The 16,820-nt window shown below is 68.3% G+C and carries 16 protein-coding genes; all 16 read left to right on the top strand.

The annotated features are described in order from the left end of the window. The first annotated feature begins 1 nt into the window (after position 1). The 16 genes from LQF10_RS11645 to LQF10_RS11570 all read left to right on the top strand — a co-directional run bounded on the left by LQF10_RS11645 (position 2) and on the right by LQF10_RS11570 (position 16,804). Positions 2-1,555: a UDP-N-acetylmuramoyl-L-alanyl-D-glutamate--2,6-diaminopimelate ligase gene (locus LQF10_RS11645; RefSeq protein WP_231064015.1), complete on the top strand. Its 1,554-nt coding sequence runs from the start codon at positions 2-4 to the stop codon at positions 1,553-1,555. Beyond that, on the top strand, positions 1,552-3,012 hold the full coding sequence (locus LQF10_RS11640) for a UDP-N-acetylmuramoyl-tripeptide--D-alanyl-D-alanine ligase (protein WP_231064014.1): 1,461 nt from the start codon (positions 1,552-1,554) through the stop codon (positions 3,010-3,012). Before LQF10_RS11645 ends, LQF10_RS11640 begins: the two co-directional genes overlap by 4 nt. After that, positions 3,009-4,091: a phospho-N-acetylmuramoyl-pentapeptide-transferase gene (gene mraY, locus LQF10_RS11635; protein WP_231064013.1), complete on the top strand. Its 1,083-nt coding sequence runs from the start codon at positions 3,009-3,011 to the stop codon at positions 4,089-4,091. Before LQF10_RS11640 ends, mraY begins: the two co-directional genes overlap by 4 nt. A 175-nt stretch (positions 4,092-4,266) precedes the next feature. Beyond that, entirely contained in the window at positions 4,267-5,748 is a 1,482-nt protein-coding gene (gene murD / locus LQF10_RS11630) for a UDP-N-acetylmuramoyl-L-alanine--D-glutamate ligase (protein ID WP_231064012.1), read from the top strand. A 218-nt stretch (positions 5,749-5,966) separates the two neighbouring features. Beyond that, on the top strand, positions 5,967-7,133 hold the full coding sequence (locus tag LQF10_RS11625) for an FtsW/RodA/SpoVE family cell cycle protein (RefSeq protein WP_231064011.1): 1,167 nt from the start codon (positions 5,967-5,969) through the stop codon (positions 7,131-7,133). Further along, complete coding sequence (murG, locus tag LQF10_RS11620) at positions 7,126-8,280, top strand: undecaprenyldiphospho-muramoylpentapeptide beta-N-acetylglucosaminyltransferase (RefSeq protein WP_231064010.1); 1,155 nt, start codon at positions 7,126-7,128, stop codon at positions 8,278-8,280. The genes LQF10_RS11625 and murG overlap by 8 nt, the downstream gene beginning before the upstream one ends. After that, complete coding sequence (gene murC / locus LQF10_RS11615) at positions 8,277-9,635, top strand: UDP-N-acetylmuramate--L-alanine ligase (RefSeq protein ID WP_231064009.1); 1,359 nt, start codon at positions 8,277-8,279, stop codon at positions 9,633-9,635. Before murG ends, murC begins: the two co-directional genes overlap by 4 nt. Next, positions 9,635-10,642, top strand: a complete 1,008-nt coding sequence (locus tag LQF10_RS11610; protein WP_231064008.1) for a cell division protein FtsQ/DivIB — start codon at positions 9,635-9,637, stop codon at positions 10,640-10,642. Before murC ends, LQF10_RS11610 begins: the two co-directional genes overlap by 1 nt. Positions 10,643-10,860: 218 nt before the next feature. Beyond that, positions 10,861-12,108, top strand: a complete 1,248-nt coding sequence (gene ftsZ / locus LQF10_RS11605) for a cell division protein FtsZ (protein WP_231064007.1) — start codon at positions 10,861-10,863, stop codon at positions 12,106-12,108. A 1-nt stretch (position 12,109) separates the two neighbouring features. Next, positions 12,110-12,823: a purine nucleoside phosphorylase YfiH/LACC1 family protein gene (locus LQF10_RS11600; RefSeq protein WP_354002575.1), complete on the top strand. Its 714-nt coding sequence runs from the start codon at positions 12,110-12,112 to the stop codon at positions 12,821-12,823. 155 nt (positions 12,824-12,978) lie between these two features. Continuing rightward, on the top strand, positions 12,979-13,446 hold the full coding sequence (locus LQF10_RS11595) for a cell division protein SepF (protein WP_231064005.1): 468 nt from the start codon (positions 12,979-12,981) through the stop codon (positions 13,444-13,446). 1 nt (position 13,447) lies between these two features. Beyond that, entirely contained in the window at positions 13,448-13,741 is a 294-nt protein-coding gene (locus LQF10_RS11590; RefSeq protein WP_231064004.1) for a YggT family protein, read from the top strand. 102 nt (positions 13,742-13,843) lie between these two features. Then, entirely contained in the window at positions 13,844-14,581 is a 738-nt protein-coding gene (locus LQF10_RS11585; protein ID WP_231064003.1) for a DivIVA domain-containing protein, read from the top strand. A gap of 82 nt (positions 14,582-14,663) precedes the next feature. After that, entirely contained in the window at positions 14,664-15,377 is a 714-nt protein-coding gene (gene lspA / locus LQF10_RS11580; RefSeq protein WP_231064002.1) for a signal peptidase II, read from the top strand. Beyond that, the gene (locus tag LQF10_RS11575) at positions 15,370-16,296 is read left to right on the top strand and encodes an RluA family pseudouridine synthase (RefSeq protein ID WP_231064001.1); all 927 of its coding nucleotides are present in this window, start codon (positions 15,370-15,372) and stop codon (positions 16,294-16,296) included. Before lspA ends, LQF10_RS11575 begins: the two co-directional genes overlap by 8 nt. 34 nt (positions 16,297-16,330) lie before the next feature. Continuing rightward, positions 16,331-16,804, top strand: a complete 474-nt coding sequence (locus tag LQF10_RS11570; protein WP_231064000.1) for a YqaA family protein — start codon at positions 16,331-16,333, stop codon at positions 16,802-16,804. The last annotated feature ends 16 nt before the right edge of the window (positions 16,805-16,820 follow it).

Raw genomic sequence — 16,820 nt, 5'->3', positions numbered from 1 at the left:
CATGAACGCCTCTGACGCGCCGGTCACCCGAACCACGGCAGACCTCGCCATCGCCTTCCGGCTCGAGGTGATCCAGGCGGGTGAGGTCGAGGTGACTGGCGTCAGCTTGGACAACCGCCAAGTCCGCCCGGGTGACTTGTTCGCCGCCCTGCCCGGTGCACGCACTCACGGTGCCGACCACGCCGTGGCCGCCGTCGAGGCGGGGGCTGTGGCGATCCTGACCGACGCTGCCGGCGCGCAGCGGCTATCACTGGCAGGCTCATCGGTGCCGGTCCTGGTGGCCCCGGACATTCGGGCGGTGTTGGGCGATGTCAGTGCCGCCGTCTACGGCGAGCCCGCGCGCAGGTTGCGCAGCTTCGGGATCACGGGCACGAACGGCAAGACCACCACCACCTACCTGCTGGAGCAGATCCTCGACCGGCTCGGCCGGACCACAGGTCTGATCGGAACCGTGGAGCTGAAGGTGGCCGGTGAGCAGACTCCGGCACGGCTGACCACACCTGAGGCGCCGCAGCTGCAGGCCTTGCTCGCCCAGATGGTGACAGCCGGCGTGACAGATCTCGTGATGGAGGTCTCCTCGCACGCACTGGCTCTGCACCGGGTGGACGCGATCGTCTACGACATGGTCGGTTTCACCCACCTCACCGCTGATCATCTGGACTTCCACGGTGGAATGGAGGAGTACTACCGCACCAAGGCCTCGCTGTTCACGCCTGCTCGCGCCCGTCGCGGCGTCATCCTGGCCGACGACAGCTGGGGTCGCCGCCTCGCGGCCGAGGCCGAGATTCCGGTGGTCACGATCGGCACGCAGACGCCTCCCACGCGGCCGGATCCCGACACGGACTGGTTGCTGACCATCGTGGCCGCCCGCCCCGACCACACCACATTCACCGTGACTCACCGTGACGGGCGCAGCCTGTCCACCGAGGTGTGGATGCCGGGCAGGTTCAATGTGACCAACGCCGCGATGGCGGTGGTGATGGCGCTCGAGTCGGGGATCAGCATCGGTGACCTCCATCGCGTGCTGGGTCACCATGGTCTGCGCGGGAACGTGCCGGGCCGGATGGAGCGCGTTGCCGACCACCCGCGCTGCATCGTCGACTTCGCCCACAACACCGAAGCCCTGAACCTGGCACTCAAGGCACTGCGTCCCACCACCAAAGGCCGATTGTTCGTGGTCTTCGGAGCGACCGGCGAACGCGATACCGCCAAGCGCCCGTTGATGGGCGAAGTGGCTGTCGCGGGCGCCGATGTCGTGGTCATCACCGATGACGATCCGCACGATGAAGATGCCGCACAGATCCGCAGCGAGGTGATGGTGGGTGCGGTGCGTGCACTGCCGGCCGCGCAGCGAGCCGGGCGGACGGTCGACGTCTTCGAGGTGGCTCCCCGCGCGAAGGCGATTCGTCGTGCCGTGCAATTCGCCGGACCGGCCGACACCGTGCTCATCGCCGGCCGTGGGCACGAAACCATCCAGGAGATTGCGGGTGTGGAACATCATCTCGACGATCGGGAAGAGGTGCGCGCCGCGCTCGCCGAGGGGTCGGTTCGATGATCACGCTCACGCTCGCCGAGATCGCTGCTGCGACCGGCGGCAAGGTGCTCGCTGCGGCGACGGCACCGCCGCTTCAGGAAGAAGCACGACGCTCCGCCGGCGCGACCTCCGCAGACGCAGTGCAGGTCACCGGTGCGACCGTGATCGACTCCCGCGATGTCGGGGCCGGTGACCTTTTCGTCGCTGTGCCGGGTGAGCGGGTGGATGGGCACGACTACCTGCACGCGGCCGCTGATCGCGGAGCGGTCGCTGCCCTGGTCTCCCGCCATGTGCCGGGCAGCCCCGTCCCCATGGTGCTCGTGGCGGACGCCCAGATCGCGCTGGGCGTCCTGGCCCGAGAGGTGCTCGCACGGCTGCGTTCAGCCGGTGAGTTGACCGTGGTGGCGATCACCGGTTCGGTGGGTAAGACCACCACCAAGGACCTGCTCGCTCAGTTGCTCACCCCGCTGGGTGGCCTGATTGCCCCGGCGGGCTCGTTCAACAACGAGCTGGGGCTTCCGCTCACCGTGCTCCGGGCCACGCCCAGTACACGAGTGCTGGTGCTGGAGATGGGGGCTGATGCACCGGGCAACCTCACCTACCTGACCTCGATCGCCCCGCCCGATATCGCCGTCGTACTCGCGGTGGGTACTGCCCACCTGGGCGGGTTCGGCAGCGTCGAAGGCATCGCCCGTGCGAAGGCGGAACTGGTGCAGGGCCTACGCCCTGACGGCGTCGCCGTGCTCAACGCCGACGACGTCCGGGTGGCCGCGATGTCAGCGTTGTCCGCGGGCGCGCAGGTGCGCACGTTCGGCACTGGCCCGGACGCCGAGGTGCGTGCCGAGGAGGTGTCCGTCGACGCCACCGGACGAGCGGCGTTCACGCTAAGCATCGACGGCGTGTGTGCACCGGTGCAGGTTGCCCTGGTGGGGGGACACCACGTCACCAATGCCCTCGCCGCCGCCGCCGTCTGCCTCACCCTGGGCCTGTCGGTGGAGGAGGTGGCGCAGCGGCTCGCTCACGCCGGTGCACTCAGTCCGCACCGCATGCATGTGCGCACATGGGGCGAGCGCACCGTCATCGATGACGCCTACAACGCCAATCCGGACTCCATGCGCGCCGCCCTGGACGCCCTGACCGCGATCGCGGCCGGACGGCGTACTGTGGCCGTGCTCGGGGAGATGCTCGAACTCGGTGATATCGCTGAGCAGGCGCATGAGCAGATCGGTGCGTACGCGGCCGAGCACGCGGACATGATCGTGGTGGTCGGTGCCGGCGCTGACGGGATCGCCCGAGGAGCTCGATCCGCCGGGGCACAGGTACGCACTGTGGCAGATGTGAAGGAAGCAGAGGAACTTGTGGTCACCGATCTCGGGCCCGAGGACGTCGTGTTGATCAAGTCGTCCAACTCGGCCGGGCTTGCGGTGCTCGCCGACCGTCTCGTGGCCGACGCAGGGGATGCGGAGGAGCTCGCGTGATCGCGATCCTCGTCTCCGGGGCCCTGGCATTGACCGTCTCATTGCTGGGCACGCCGCTGTTCATCCGGTTCCTGGTGCGCCGCAACTACGGCCAGTTCATCCGCCAAGACGGTCCAACGGCCCATTTCACCAAACGTGGCACCCCCACGATGGGTGGCGTGGTCATCATCGTGGCCACTCTGGTGGGGTATGTGTTCGCCAACATGGTCACCGGCAATATGCCGAGTGCTTCCGGACTGCTCCTGCTGTTCCTCATGGTCGGGCTCGGGGTCGTCGGGTTCCTGGATGACTTCATCAAGATCAGCAGGCAGCGCTCGCTCGGGCTGAGCCCGGCCTGGAAGATCGTCGGTCAGGGTGTGATCGGTGTGGCGTTCTCGGTGCTGGTGCTGCAGTTCCCGAACGCCCGGTTCCGCACACCCGCCAGCATGGAGATCTCCTTCACCCGTGATGTCGGCCTCGACCTCGCATTCGCCGGCGCGACCGTCGGCCTGATCCTGTTCGTCATCTGGGCGAACTTCCTCATCACCGCGTGGTCGAATGCCGTGAACTTGACCGATGGTCTGGACGGGCTCGCCACCGGAGCCTCGATGTTCGTCTTCGGTGCCTACACGCTCGTGACGTTCTGGCAGGTGAACCAGAGCTGTCAGCTGCTGGCCAGCGCGGGTCCCAGTTGTTACGAGGTGCGCGATCCCCGCGACCTGTCGATCGTGGCCGCGGCCATCGTGGGCGCCTGTTTCGGCTTCCTCTGGTGGAACGCCTCCCCGGCGAAGATCTTCATGGGAGATACCGGCGCGCTCGCCCTCGGTGGAGCACTGGCCGGGATGACGATCCTCACCCGCACCGAAATCCTCGGAGCCATCATCGGTGGGTTGTTCGTGCTGATCATCCTCTCCGACGTGATCCAGATCGGGTTCTTCAAAGCCACTGGCAGGCGCGTTTTCAAGATGGCTCCACTGCATCACCACTTCGAATTGATGGGGTGGGGTGAGGTGACGATCGTGATCCGGTTCTGGATCATCGCTGCCCTCTGCGCGTGTCTGGGGCTGGGCGTCTTCTACGCCGAGTGGTTTACCGGATGAGCGCGAGGAGCCCCCGCGTAGGGCCGCCGAGGAACGAGGTGTACCGGAGCGAGGCGCCGCAGCGCTCAGACCACCGTGGGTACTGGATGAGTGCGAGGAGCGCCCGCGCAGGGACGTCGAGGGACGAGGTCTACCGCAGCGAGGCATCGCAGCCCTCAGACCAGGCAGGCACCCGATGACACACCTGTTGCCAGGTGCGGGGATCGACGAACTGCGCGGGCGAGCCGTCCTCGTCGCCGGCCTCGGCGCATCCGGTCGCTCGGCCGTGGAGGCACTCACCGAACTCGGAGCGCAGGTGACGGCCGTCGACAGCCGGGACATGCAGGACGTCCTACCGCCTGCAACGGAGCTGCCCTCCGGTGTGCGAGTGCTCACTGACTCAGATCCGACGGCGCTCGCCGAGCGTGCGTGGGAATTCTCACCCAGCCTGGTGGTCGCCTCGCCGGGGTGGTCCCCCGCGGCGCCACTGCTCACCTATGCCACGGCAAGCAACGTGCCGATCTGGAGTGAGGTGGAGCTGGCCTGGCAGGTCTGCCCGGCGCACGTACGCTGGCTCACGCTCACCGGGACGAACGGCAAGACGACGACGGTGGGCATGCTGGCGGCGATGCTCACCGCGCACGGGTGGAATGCTCCGGCCGTGGGGAACGTCGGCACCCCGATCGCCGCCACGGTGCTTGGCGCGCGGGCTGGTGACGGACCGGGTATCGACGCGCTCGCGGTAGAACTGTCCAGCTTTCAACTGCACTACACCCACTCGGTCTCCGCGGTCGCCTCGGCCTGCCTGAACGTGGACGCCGATCACCTGGACTGGCACGGCTCGATGGACGCCTACGTGGCCGCCAAGGAGCGCGTGCACCACAGCACCAAGGTGGCCTGCATCTACAACGTGGCCGATCCGCGGACCCGGGAGATGGTGGCCGAGGCGGACGTCATCGAGGGAGCACGGGCCGTCGGATTCACTCACGGCAGCCCCAGCGTGGGTGAACTCGGCATGGTCGAGGATGTGCTCGCCGACCGGGCATTCGTGGCGAACCGGCAGACGCACGCCGCAGAGCTGGGATCTCTGACGGATCTGGAACACCTCGGTAGCGACGGTGACGTGCCGCCGCATATCGTGGCGAACGCCCTGGCTGCTGCTGCCCTCGCTCGGGCCGCGGGGGTCGACTCCGCTGACGTGGCGAGCGGGCTGCGTGCCTACTCCCCGGGAGAGCACCGGATGCAGACGATCGCCACCCTGGACGGTGTGCGATACATCGACGATTCGAAGGCCACCAACGCGCACGCGGCTGCGGCAGCGCTGAGTGCGATGGAGGCCGGCCGGACCATCTGGATCGCCGGCGGTCTGGCCAAAGGTGCCCGGCTGGATGATCTGGTGGCAGCACATCGCGACAAGGTGCGTGCCGTCGTCGTGATCGGTGTGGACCAGCGCCCCGTACTCGAGGCACTTGAGCGACACGCGCCCGGCCTCCCGCGCCATGTGGTGCCCGGTGGCGACACTGAGGTCATGAGGACCGCCGTCGACGCCGCGCGAGCATTCGCCCAGCCCGGCGACGTGGTGCTGCTCGCACCCGCATGCGCCTCCATGGACCAGTTCCGGTCCTATGCGGCGCGCGGTGAAGCGTTTGCCGACGCCGTCCGGGAGCTGGAGTCATGAGTGCGCCCGCGCCGCCACGGCGCCCACGCACCGGCGGCACCGCCTCGGGCCGGCCGCGAGCCACTCCGAGCGCAGTGACTGCGAGCGCTGCGACCCGGACCGTCAGGAAGCCGACGACCTCACGCCGTCCGAGTGCGCGCACAGGATCACGTTCCCCGAGGAAGCCGGCCACCAAGCGCTCGCTCCCGTGGGCCGAGAGCGCCGCCTGGCAGTCTCCGGTGACCAGCTACTACCTGATCGGTGGCGCCACGCTGCTGCTGCTCGCCTTCGGGCTGATCATGGTGCTCTCCGCTTCCTCCATCCCCTCGTTGCGTGACGGCGACTCCATCACGAGCGGGTTCCAGAACCAGGCGCTGTACGCGTTGGTCGCGCTGCCTGTGGCTTTCGCGATCACGCGCATCCCAGTGCGCTGGATCCGACGGCTCGCGTGGCCCGCGATGCTCGGCGCCCTCGGGCTGCAGTTGCTGCTGTTCACCCCGCTGGCCGTGGGTAAGGGGGGAAACTCCGCCTGGGTGCAACTCGCTCCCGGGGCGGTGTTCCAGCCCTCGGAGTTCGGGAAGTTCGGGCTGGCGCTCTGGCTCGGCGCCGTCCTGGCGACGAAGGGCCGGTTGCTCCGGCACTGGTCGCACGTGCTGTTCCCAGCCGTGGTCGTGGCCACGATCTTCCTCGGTACCGTGGTCTACTCCAAGGATCTAGGCACGGCGATGATCATGATCGCCCTCGTGGCGGGCGCGCTGTGGGTGGCCGGGGTGCCAATCTCGAAGTTCGTGGTGGCCGGGAGCATCGTGCTCGCCGCCGTCGCCGCGTTCGTGGTCTCCTCCGACAACCGCACGAGCCGGATCCTGTCCTTCCTCAACATGGGCGGCCATGAATCGCTGAGTGATCAGCCCTTACGTGCGATCCAGGGATTGGGTACGGGTGGTATCTCCGGGGTGGGCCTGGGCGCCTCGCGGGAGAAGTGGCTGTGGTTGCCGGCCGCTGAGGACGACTTCATCTTCGCCATCATCGGCGAAGAACTCGGCCTGCTCGGTTGCCTCCTGGTGCTTGCCCTGTTCGTGGTCCTCGCAATCGGCTTCAGCCGGGTCATCACCCGGCACCCGGACCCGTTCGTGAAGATCACCACCGCAGCGATCGCCTGCTGGATCCTCGGCCAGGCGCTGGTGAACATCGGTGTGGTGATCGGAGTGCTACCCGTGATCGGCGTGCCCTTGCCGCTGCTGTCCAAGGGTGGTTCGGCCCTGGTGACGACGCTCGGGGCGCTCGCCGTTGTGCTCGCGTTCGCACGCGATGAACCCTGCGCGAAGGAGGCGCTCGCGGCGCGCCGCGGGTCGATGCGCCGATCACTGTCCGTGATCGCTCCCGGATCGGGACGCGCGCGTGGTTAGTCGACACCTCGTGCTCGCGGGTGGAGGTTCGGCCGGACACGTGAACCCGTTGCTGGCCACGGCTGCCGAACTTCAGGAACGCCTGCCCGATGTGCACCTGAGTGTGCTCGGCACCGCCGAGGGACTGGAGGCCGACCTTGTTCCGGCCGCCGGACTTGAGCTGACCGTGATCGAGAAGGTGCCGATGCCGCGCCGCCCCAACGGCGATGCGCTGCGGTTCCCGGGGCGGTGGCGACGAGCACTGGCCACGGCGAGGGCCGTCGTCGACGGGGCGGACGCCGTGGTGGGATTCGGTGGCTATGTGGCCACCCCGGCCTACCTGGCGGCCCGCCGCCTCGGCGTGCCGATCGTGATCCACGAGCAGAACGCCCTTCCCGGGCTGGCGAACCGCCTCGGTGCTCGATGGGCCCGGGCCGTCGGGGTGACCTTCGCAGGAACCCCGCTTGCCGGAGCCCAGTGGGTCGGACTGCCGCTGCGGCCGCAGATCGCCGCGCTGGTGGCCGAGCGAGAGCAGGACGCTGCCGCTCGCGCGCGAGCCGGGGCGCTGGCGTGTGGACTGGACCCGGACCGACGCACAGTTCTCGTGACCGGCGGCTCGCTGGGTGCCCTCAGGCTGAACACCCAGGTGCCCACCGTTGCTGCGGAACTGATCGCGGCCGGGGCCCAGGTGTTGCACGTGAGCGGCAACGGCAAGGCCGATCAGGTGCGACGGGCACGGGAAGCGATGCCCGACCACGTCCAGGACCACTACCACGTGCGGGAGTATCTGAGCGAGATGCACGAGGCCTTGGCCTGCGCCGATCTCATGATTGGCCGGTCCGGCGCCGGTACTGTGAGCGAACTTGCGGCCCTGGGGATACCTGCGGTCTACGTGCCGCTCCCCGTGGGCAATGGCGAGCAGCGCCGCAACGCCACCGGCGTGATCGAGGCCGGCGGTGGACTGCTGGTGGCCGATGGGGATCTCACCACGCCGTGGCTGCGCGATCATGTGGTGCCGCTGATCGCCGATCCCGAGCGCCTTCGCGCGATGGGAACGGCTGCGGCCCAGGCGGGGGTGCGTGACGGTGCTGCGCGCCTGGCCGACCTGATCCTGGCCGCTGCCGGTGACTCCACCGCAGGTGAGGGCCACGTGGGTGAGCGCCGATGAGAGTGCATTTCGTGGCCATCGGCGGTGCTGGGATGTCGGTGATCGCCGAACTGATGCTCGCCGACGGGGTGGTCGTCTCCGGTTCCGATCGTCAGGATTCGGCGGTGCTGCAGCGGCTGGCGCGCCGTGGTGCGACCGTGCACGTGGGGCACGATGGCGCGCACGTGGCCGGTGCCGATCTCGTCGTGGTCTCCTCGGCGATCCCGGAGGGGAACGCCGAGGTGGTGGCGGCCCGCGCCGCAGGCATCGAGGTCGTGCACCGCTCGGTGGCGTTGATGCGTGCCGCCGCCGGCAAGGATTTCGTTGCCGTGGCTGGTGCGCACGGGAAGACCACCACCTCGGCGATGCTCGCCGTCGCCCTCCGTGAGCTTGGGCAGGATCCATCGTTTGCGATCGGTGGAGCAGTGCTCTCGCTCGGCAGCGGAGCCAATGCCGGTTCCGGGCCGGTGTTCGTTGCCGAAGCCGATGAGTCGGACGGATCCTTCCTCAACTACGCACCGCAGGTCGCGGTCGTGACGAACATCGAACCGGACCACCTGGACCACTACGGCACTGCGGAGGCATTCGAGCAGGCGTTCGACGCATTCGCCGAGCGAGTGGTTCCCGGCGGGCAGGTGATCACCTGCTCCGACGACGCGGGCGCCCGGCGCTTCACCGAGAGGGTTCGCGCTCGCGGCATCGCCGTGCGCACCTACGGCACGGGCGTGGATGCGGATGTGCGGCTCACCGACGTGCAATTGACTCCCGGCGCGGCCACGGCCCGGCTCGTTGCAGCCGAGGGAGAGTTCGAGCTCGACCTGGCTGTGCCCGGCACGCACAACCTGCTCAACGCTGCCGCTGCATGGTGTGCTGGGCTCGCGCTCGGGGCCGATCCGGCCGAGATGATCAGCGCGCTCGCGGCCTTCACCGGCACCGCTCGGCGGTTCGAACTGCGTGGTGCGGCGGCGGGTGTGCGCGTGGTGGATGACTACGCGCACAATCCCACCAAGGTCGCGGCCGCGGTGCGCACCGGGCGCGGAGCAGCCGGTGATGGTCGACTGATCGTGCTGTTCCAACCGCACCTGTACTCCCGGACCGCGGCATTCGCCGCCGAGTTCGCCGAGGCGCTGGCCGGGGCCGATGAGGTGATCCTGACGGCGATCTACCCGGCCCGGGAGGAGCCCCAACCGGGAGTGACCTCGGCGCTGATCGGGGACCGGCTCCCTGGCGCTCAGTATGTGGAAGACCATCGTGAGGCGGCACGTGCCGCCGCGGCGCTCGCCAGGGACGGCGATCTGGTGATGACGATCGGCGCCGGGGACGTGACCGTCCTCGGCGAGGTGATCCTGGACCTCCTCCGAGAGCGAGCCGGCTGATGCGCGCCCCCGCACAGCCCCGACGGCGCACACCGCGCTCCACCACGCCGTCCGCTCCTGCAGCAGCTGCGGGAAGGGAACTGCCTGCGCGCACCGGCGCGCCGGCGCGGGCCCGGAGTTCGACGGTCACACGCGCGCGGGCCACGGAGAAGGAGCAGGCGCGCCTCAACCGCAGCGAGGAGCGCGAGCAGCGACGAGCGCAACGCCGTTCCAGGCACGCGGAAGCCGCCGACGGTGCTCTCCAGGGAGCCACTCAGCGTGCGTCCGGTGCGAACCGTGGCGCCCAACTGAGCGAACGGATCGCCGAACGACGTTCTGCGGTGCGACGGCTACGGTGGCGCGGGATCGCTGCCGCCCTCGCGGCGGTACTGGTGGTGGCCGGCCTCAGTTGGTTGGTTCTCGCCTCTCCCGTGTTGGTGGTCCATGCCGAGGACGTCGTGGTGACCGGCACGTCGGAGTACATCGAGGAGGAGCAGATCCAGGAGATTGCCGCCGTTGCGCACGAGGTGCCGGTGGCACGGGTGGACACCGGCGGTGTGGCCGAGGAGATCCGAGAACTCTCTGCGGTCAGAGACGTCCAGATCCGGCGTTCGTGGCCGAACGGCCTGGAGATCGCCCTGGAACCGCGCGTCCCGGTGGCCACAGTCTCCGATGGTGACCGCTACGCGCTCCTGGATGCCGAGGCGGTCGTGATGGTCCGCCGTGATGAGCCTGTCGACGGGGTGCCGCAGGTCACGGTGCCATTGGACGATCCAGACACGGCGGAATCGCTGACGGCGGTGCTCACCGTGCTTGCGGCGCTTCCGGAGGACATCCAGGCCGAGGTGTCAAGCGCCGGGGCGGAGACGCCCTACCAGGTCCGGCTGGAACTGACCGATGGTGACGAGGTGGTGTGGGGGAGTGCGGAGGAGAACACACTCAAGGTCGAGGTGTTCCGCACGCTGCGACAGGTGGAGGCCTCGACCTACGACCTCTCCGCGCCGCGGTCGCCGATCACCACCGAGTAGCGCCCAGCCGGTGATCGCCGGGGTTGCGAGCGTGCCATCGACCGTGCCGAAACGCGGTCGGCGACACACCCCCCGATGTCGTTGCCCTCCTGCGGTCGGAGACCTAGCGTCAGTGGTGTTGGAAAAATGACATAACTCTTACCCTCAGGTTGAGGGTGAGGGTTGAGGGTCGGACTTCAGGGTCACCCGAGCACGAGCACCGGACGAGAGGGATCGACGTGGCGGCACCGCAGAATTACCTGGCGGTCATCAAGGTGGTCGGGATCGGTGGTGGCGGCGTGAACGCCGTCAACCGGATGATCGACGTCGGGTTGAAGGGCGTGGAGTTCATCGCCGTCAACACGGATGCGCAGGCCCTATTGATGAGCGACGCCGACGTCAAACTCGACGTCGGGCGGGAGTTGACCCGGGGGTTGGGCGCAGGCGCCGACCCCGAGGTTGGCAAGAGGGCAGCAGAGGATCACACCGAGGAGATCGAGGAGGTCTTGCGCGGGGCCGACATGGTCTTCGTGACCGCCGGCGAGGGTGGTGGCACCGGAACCGGAGGAGCTCCCGTCGTGGCGAAGATCGCCCGGTCCCTCGGGGCCTTGACCATCGGCGTGGTGACCCGCCCGTTCACGTTCGAGGGCCGCCGTCGTGGCGTGCAGGCAGACGCCGGGATCGAGTCGCTCCGCTCAGAGGTGGACACGCTCATCACGATCCCGAACGATCGGCTGCTTTCCATCAGCGACCGCAACGTCTCGGTGCTGGACGCCTTCAAATCCGCTGACCAGGTTCTGCTCTCAGGTGTGCAGGGCATCACCGACCTGATCACCACACCGGGCTTGATCAACCTCGACTTCGCGGACGTGAAGTCAGTCATGCAGGGCGCAGGGAGTGCGCTGATGGGGATCGGCTCGGCGCGCGGGGAGGACCGCGCCGTCCAAGCCTCGGAGCTGGCAATCTCCTCGCCACTACTCGAGGCGAGTATCGATGGAGCGCACGGCGTGCTGCTGTCCATCCAGGGTGGGAGCGACCTCGGGCTGTTCGAGATTCACGAGGCGGCCCGCCTGGTGCAGGAAGCGGCGCACCCAGAAGCGAACATCATCTTCGGTGCGGTGATCGATGACGCGCTCGGCGACGAGGTGCGGGTCACGGTGATCGCCGCCGGCTTCGACCAAGGGGGTCCGACGTCGACGGCGACCACACAGAGTGCACGCGCGACCACTGCCGCCCAGCCGGAGCGGGCCGCAGAACCGGCCCCGGCGCGGCAGGAGCCCGTCGTCGAGCCCGCAGACGAGCCGGCACCGTCGCGCTCCAGTTCTCGGGATTCCCGGGAGAGTGCACCGGTGCCTGAGCCGGCCACGACAGTGGGAGACGGTGGGCAGCACGGCGCAGCGAATCCGCTCGAAGTGCCCCGCGTCTTCGACGAGGAGCCGCGCAACCGGCGCGAGGAAGATCTCGACGTCCCCGATTTCCTCAAGTGAGGTGTTGACCGCCGACCTGGGTCCGGGAGCGCTGGGGCTGTTCACCACTCGATTCGGCGGCCGGAGCGCCGCTCCGTATTCCGAGATGAACCTCGCGGCTGGTGTTGGTGATCGCCGCGACGATGTTGCGCACAATCGCGATGTGGTGGCTGCTGAGCTCGGCGCTCCGGTGGTGTATCTGCGGCAAGTGCACTCCGCGCAGGTGCTTCTCGACGTACGGGGCGTCAGCGCCCCTGGTGAGGAACCGACGGCGGATGCTGTGGTGCTGACCACAGCTGAGGTCGGTGCCGCTGTGCTGGTGGCCGACTGTATCCCGGTCCTCCTGGCTTCCCGGTCTGGCGCAGTTGCTGCCGTCCATGCGGGACGGCGCGGGCTACTCGCAGGGATCGTGCCGGCAACGACCGCGGCAATGGCCGGTGCGGGCCACGGAGTGACGCATGCGGCAATCGGCCCGGGCATCTGTGGCACCTGCTACGAGGTGCCAGCGCAACTGCGCGAGCAGGCGTGCGATCAGGAGCCCGCCCTTGCCTCGTGGACGACGTGGGGGACGCCCGCACTGGACCTGCGTGCTGGCGTTCGAGCCCAACTGGCGGCAGCAGGAGTGCGCCACGTGCACGAGCACGCCATCTGTACCCGGGAGGACCGCCGGTTCTACTCCTACCGGCGTGACGGCGTCACGGGTCGGTTCGCCGGTGTGGTGCGCGCAGTGCCGTGAACGCCGGCTGCCGTGAACACCGGCGTGTGCGCTGATCAGCGCACACGACACGCCGCCACCTGCTCCCGCTGAGCACGCCGTGCCTGGTCTAGCGTCTAGAACACCAGATCATTCAGTTCATTACCCGGCTCCGCCGGATCAGAAAAGGAGCAGGCATGGGAGCACTGCGCAAGACGATGCTGTATCTCGGCCTCTCCGAGGCCGACCAGGAGCGCGAGGAGCGATACGCGGACGGCGAGTATGAGGACGGCTACGCCGAACTCGCCCACGATGACTACGACGAGCCCGCCCAGGAGGCCCAGGTGACACCGATCAGTCAGGCCGCCTCCCACGTCGGTCATAACCTGCGCCGGATCACCACGGTGCACCCGCGCACCTACACCGACGCCAAGTCGATTGGCGAAGCGTTCCGGGGCGGGACCCCGGTGATCATGAACCTCACCGACATGTCCGACGCCGAGGCCAAGCGCCTCGTGGACTTCTCTGCGGGTCTGATCTTCGGGCTGCATGGCAGCATCGAACGGGTCACCAACAAGGTCTTCCTGCTCTCGCCTGCGACCGTCGAGGTGGCCAGCGAGCGTCAGGAGCCCGAGGCGACGACACGATTCTTCAACCAGAGCTGACGTGGGCTGGATCTTCGGGCTCCTCTACCTGGTCGTCCTGCTCTACCTGGTGGCGCTTCTGGTCCGGATGGGCTTCGACTGGGTGACGTATTTCGCGAGGGACTGGAAGCCGCGCGGCCTCGCCCTCATCGTGGCGGAGATTGTTTACACGCCCACCGACCCACCCTTGAAGGCGCTTCGGCGTCTGATTCCACCCCTGCGCCTAGGTGGCATCGCGCTCGATGTCGGGTTCCTCATCGTCCTCGTGGCGTGCTGGATCCTGCTCGGCGTCTTGGCGCGTCTGGCCACCATGTGACGCGTAGAGTGAAATCTTCCGCTACGGTGATCTTCGCCGAACCCTTATCTTCCGAGTCAGCGAGAACCGTTGGCCCGACCGACACAGACCGAGGTGACGAGAATGGCTCTGCTGACGGCAGACGACGTCCTCAACAAAAAGTTCCAGCCCACCAAGTTCCGTGAGGGGTACGACCAGGACGAGGTAGATGACTTCCTCGACGAGGTCGTCAACACCCTGCGGGTCGTAGGCGGAGAGAACGAGGAGCTGAAGGCGAAGCTCGAGGCGGCGGAGCGGCGAATCGCCGAACTGTCCGGTGGCGCTGGTACCGTTCCGGCGGCTGCGCCAGCCGAGACACCCGCCGAGCAGACCACGCAGTTCTCCGCGGTGGGTGCCGGCCAGGACACCGTTGCCGCAGAAGCTGCGGCACCGGAAGCCGACAGCGACGCGGCACAGGCGCCTGCCGAGGTGTCCCCGCAGGTGGACGAGGCCACCACGGCTGCTGCGACCGGCGGAAACGAGCCGGAGTCCGCCACAGGCATGTTGCAGTTGGCCCAGCGACTCCACGACGAGTACGTCAGCAACGGCAAGGCCGAGGCGGACCGACTGCTCGCCGAGGCGCAGGCCGAGGGTGAACGCCTCACGCGAGAAGCAGACGAACAGCGCAACCGCACGCTCAGCCAGCTTGAGAGCGAGCGTTCGCTGCTCGAGCGCAAGATCGACGAGCTGCGCGTCTTCGAGCGGGATTACCGGACCCGGTTGAAGAGCTACCTCGAGGGTCTGCTCAGCGATGTCGAGGGCCGCGGAAGCATCGCCTCGCAGTACACCTCCGGCGAGCAAAGCGATTCACGCCGCCCGTGAGGCACTGACGCATACCGCAGGCGTTCGGCGGGTCCCCGCATCGGCAGGGGGCCCGCCGTCGTCATGAGTGAAAGGGCCAGCCATGGCAGGCGCGCACGAGAAGAGCGACCGCGATCCGGTCGGCACCGGAGCCGGCGTGCGGGGGCGCCGTCGCCGCCTGCTGCGCGTGGTGGTCCTGCTCACGCTCGGTGTGCTCGCCGCGGACCAGATCACCAAGTTCGCAGTGTTGGCCCAGTTCGACGCCGGTGAGTACCACCCAGTGATCGGCGATCTGCTCGGGCTGAGCCTGGTGTTCAACCCCGGCGCGGCCTTCTCATTCGCCGAAGGGGCCACCTGGCTGTTCACCATCGCCGCGGTGGTCGTCGCAGTGGTGATCCTGCGGATCTCGCGCCGATTGGGATCACTCGCCTGGGCGATCGCTCTTGGAGCTCTACTGGGCGGCAATCTCGGTAATCTCGGTGACCGGCTCTTCCGGGAGCCAGGTTTCGGTGTGGGGCACGTGGTGGACTTCATCAACTACGGTGGCTACTTCGTTGGCAACATTGCCGACATCGCCATCGTGCTTTCCGCCGTCGCGATTGCCGTGCTCAGCTTTCGCGGCGTCGCACTGGACGGTACGCGTGCGGGTGGTGGCGGCGAGCCCGTCGCTGACGAGCGTGAACCCGCCGGAGACGAGAGCGATTCGGCCAGCACCACGTTCGCCGAGGATGACGAGCACGCCGGGCACGTGGATGCGTCGGCGAGCGGGGACCTGTCGGAAGAGACCCGTGGGACCCGGGATCGATCCGATGGGTGATCTCCGTTCGCTACCGGTACCGGATGGGCTCGCCGGTGAACGGGTGGACGCCGCACTCGCCCGCATGCTCGGCATGAGTCGGACCAAAGCGGCCGAGCTCGCCAGCGCCGGCCATGTGGTGCTGGACGGTCGTGAGCTCGGCAAGTCGGATCGCCTGGTCAGTGGTGGCTGGCTCGAGGTGACACTGCCGGACCTCACGTCGGAGCCGCTGGCGGCGCCTGAGCCGGTGCCAGGGATGGCGATCCGTCTCGACGACGAGGACGTGGTCGTGGTGGACAAACCCGTCGGGGTCGCGGCCCACCCGAGCCCGGGCTGGACCGGACCCACGGTGATCGGCGGGCTCGCCGCGGCCGGCTACCGGATCGCGACGTCCGGTGCGGCGGAACGCCAGGGAGTGGTGCACCGTCTGGACGTGGGCACGTCCGGTCTGATGGTGGTCGCCAAGAGTGAACGTGCCTACACCCAGCTCAAGCGTGCATTCAAGGAACGCACAGTGGAGAAGGTGTACCACGCCGTCGTGCAGGGCCATCCCGACCCGAGCGCCGGAACTGTGGATGCCCCCATTGGCAGGCACCCGCAGCACGATTACAAGTGGGCGGTACTCGCACAGGGGCGCCCGAGTGTGACCCACTACGCCACTCTCGAGGCGATGCGTAGCGCCAGCCTGCTCGAGATCCATCTGGAAACAGGGCGCACTCATCAGATTCGGGTGCACATGTCCGCCCTGCGCCACCCATGTGCCGGGGATCTGACCTACGGCGCAGACCCAGTGCTGGCGCGCACGCTTGGCCTGCAGCGGCAGTGGTTGCACGCGATGCGGCTCGGCTTCACCCACCCCGGTTCCGGCTCATGGGTCGAGGTGAGCAGTAGCTACCCGGCCGACCTGCAGGATGCCGTGGATCGATTGCGCAGTGGCTGAGATGCGTGCGCTGCAGGTGGGTGACGCCTGACCGATGGACCTGTGGGCGCTCGCGGCGGCATTCGGATACTGCGCGCTCTCCGCCGTCGTGATGGTGCTGCCCGCCGAGGTCTACCTGGTCGGGGCGGCTGTGGTCGCCGATGTGCCACCCGTGTGGTTGGCGGCGGCCGGGGCGCTCGGCCAGGTGGCCGGCAAGATGCTCTCCTACCTGGTGGGCCGCGGAGTCCTGGATGTCGCCCGGCTACGAGCGAAGCCCAGTGCACGTTGGGCCGAGCGGATCCGCACCCTGGAGCGATGGTGCTCTCGCCACGCATGGGGCGCGGCCGCTCTCACGCTCGTGAGCGCCTTTGCAGGCCTGCCGCCGTACGCGGTGGTCGCCGTACTTGCCGGATCGCTCCACATGCGCTGGTGGGTGTTCGCGGGCGTCTCGCTCGTGGGCCGGTTCGGCCGGTTCTGGGCAGTGGTGAGCATTCCGCACCTGCTGCCGGAGGCGTTGTTCGGATTGTGATCGGCGCAGGGCTTGC

This window comes from Ruania halotolerans, from assembly GCF_021049285.1.
Taxonomy (GTDB): domain Bacteria; phylum Actinomycetota; class Actinomycetes; order Actinomycetales; family Beutenbergiaceae; genus Ruania; species Ruania halotolerans.
The sequence above is the reverse complement of the archived record's forward strand: the minus strand, read 5'-3'. Positions and strand labels throughout refer to the sequence as shown.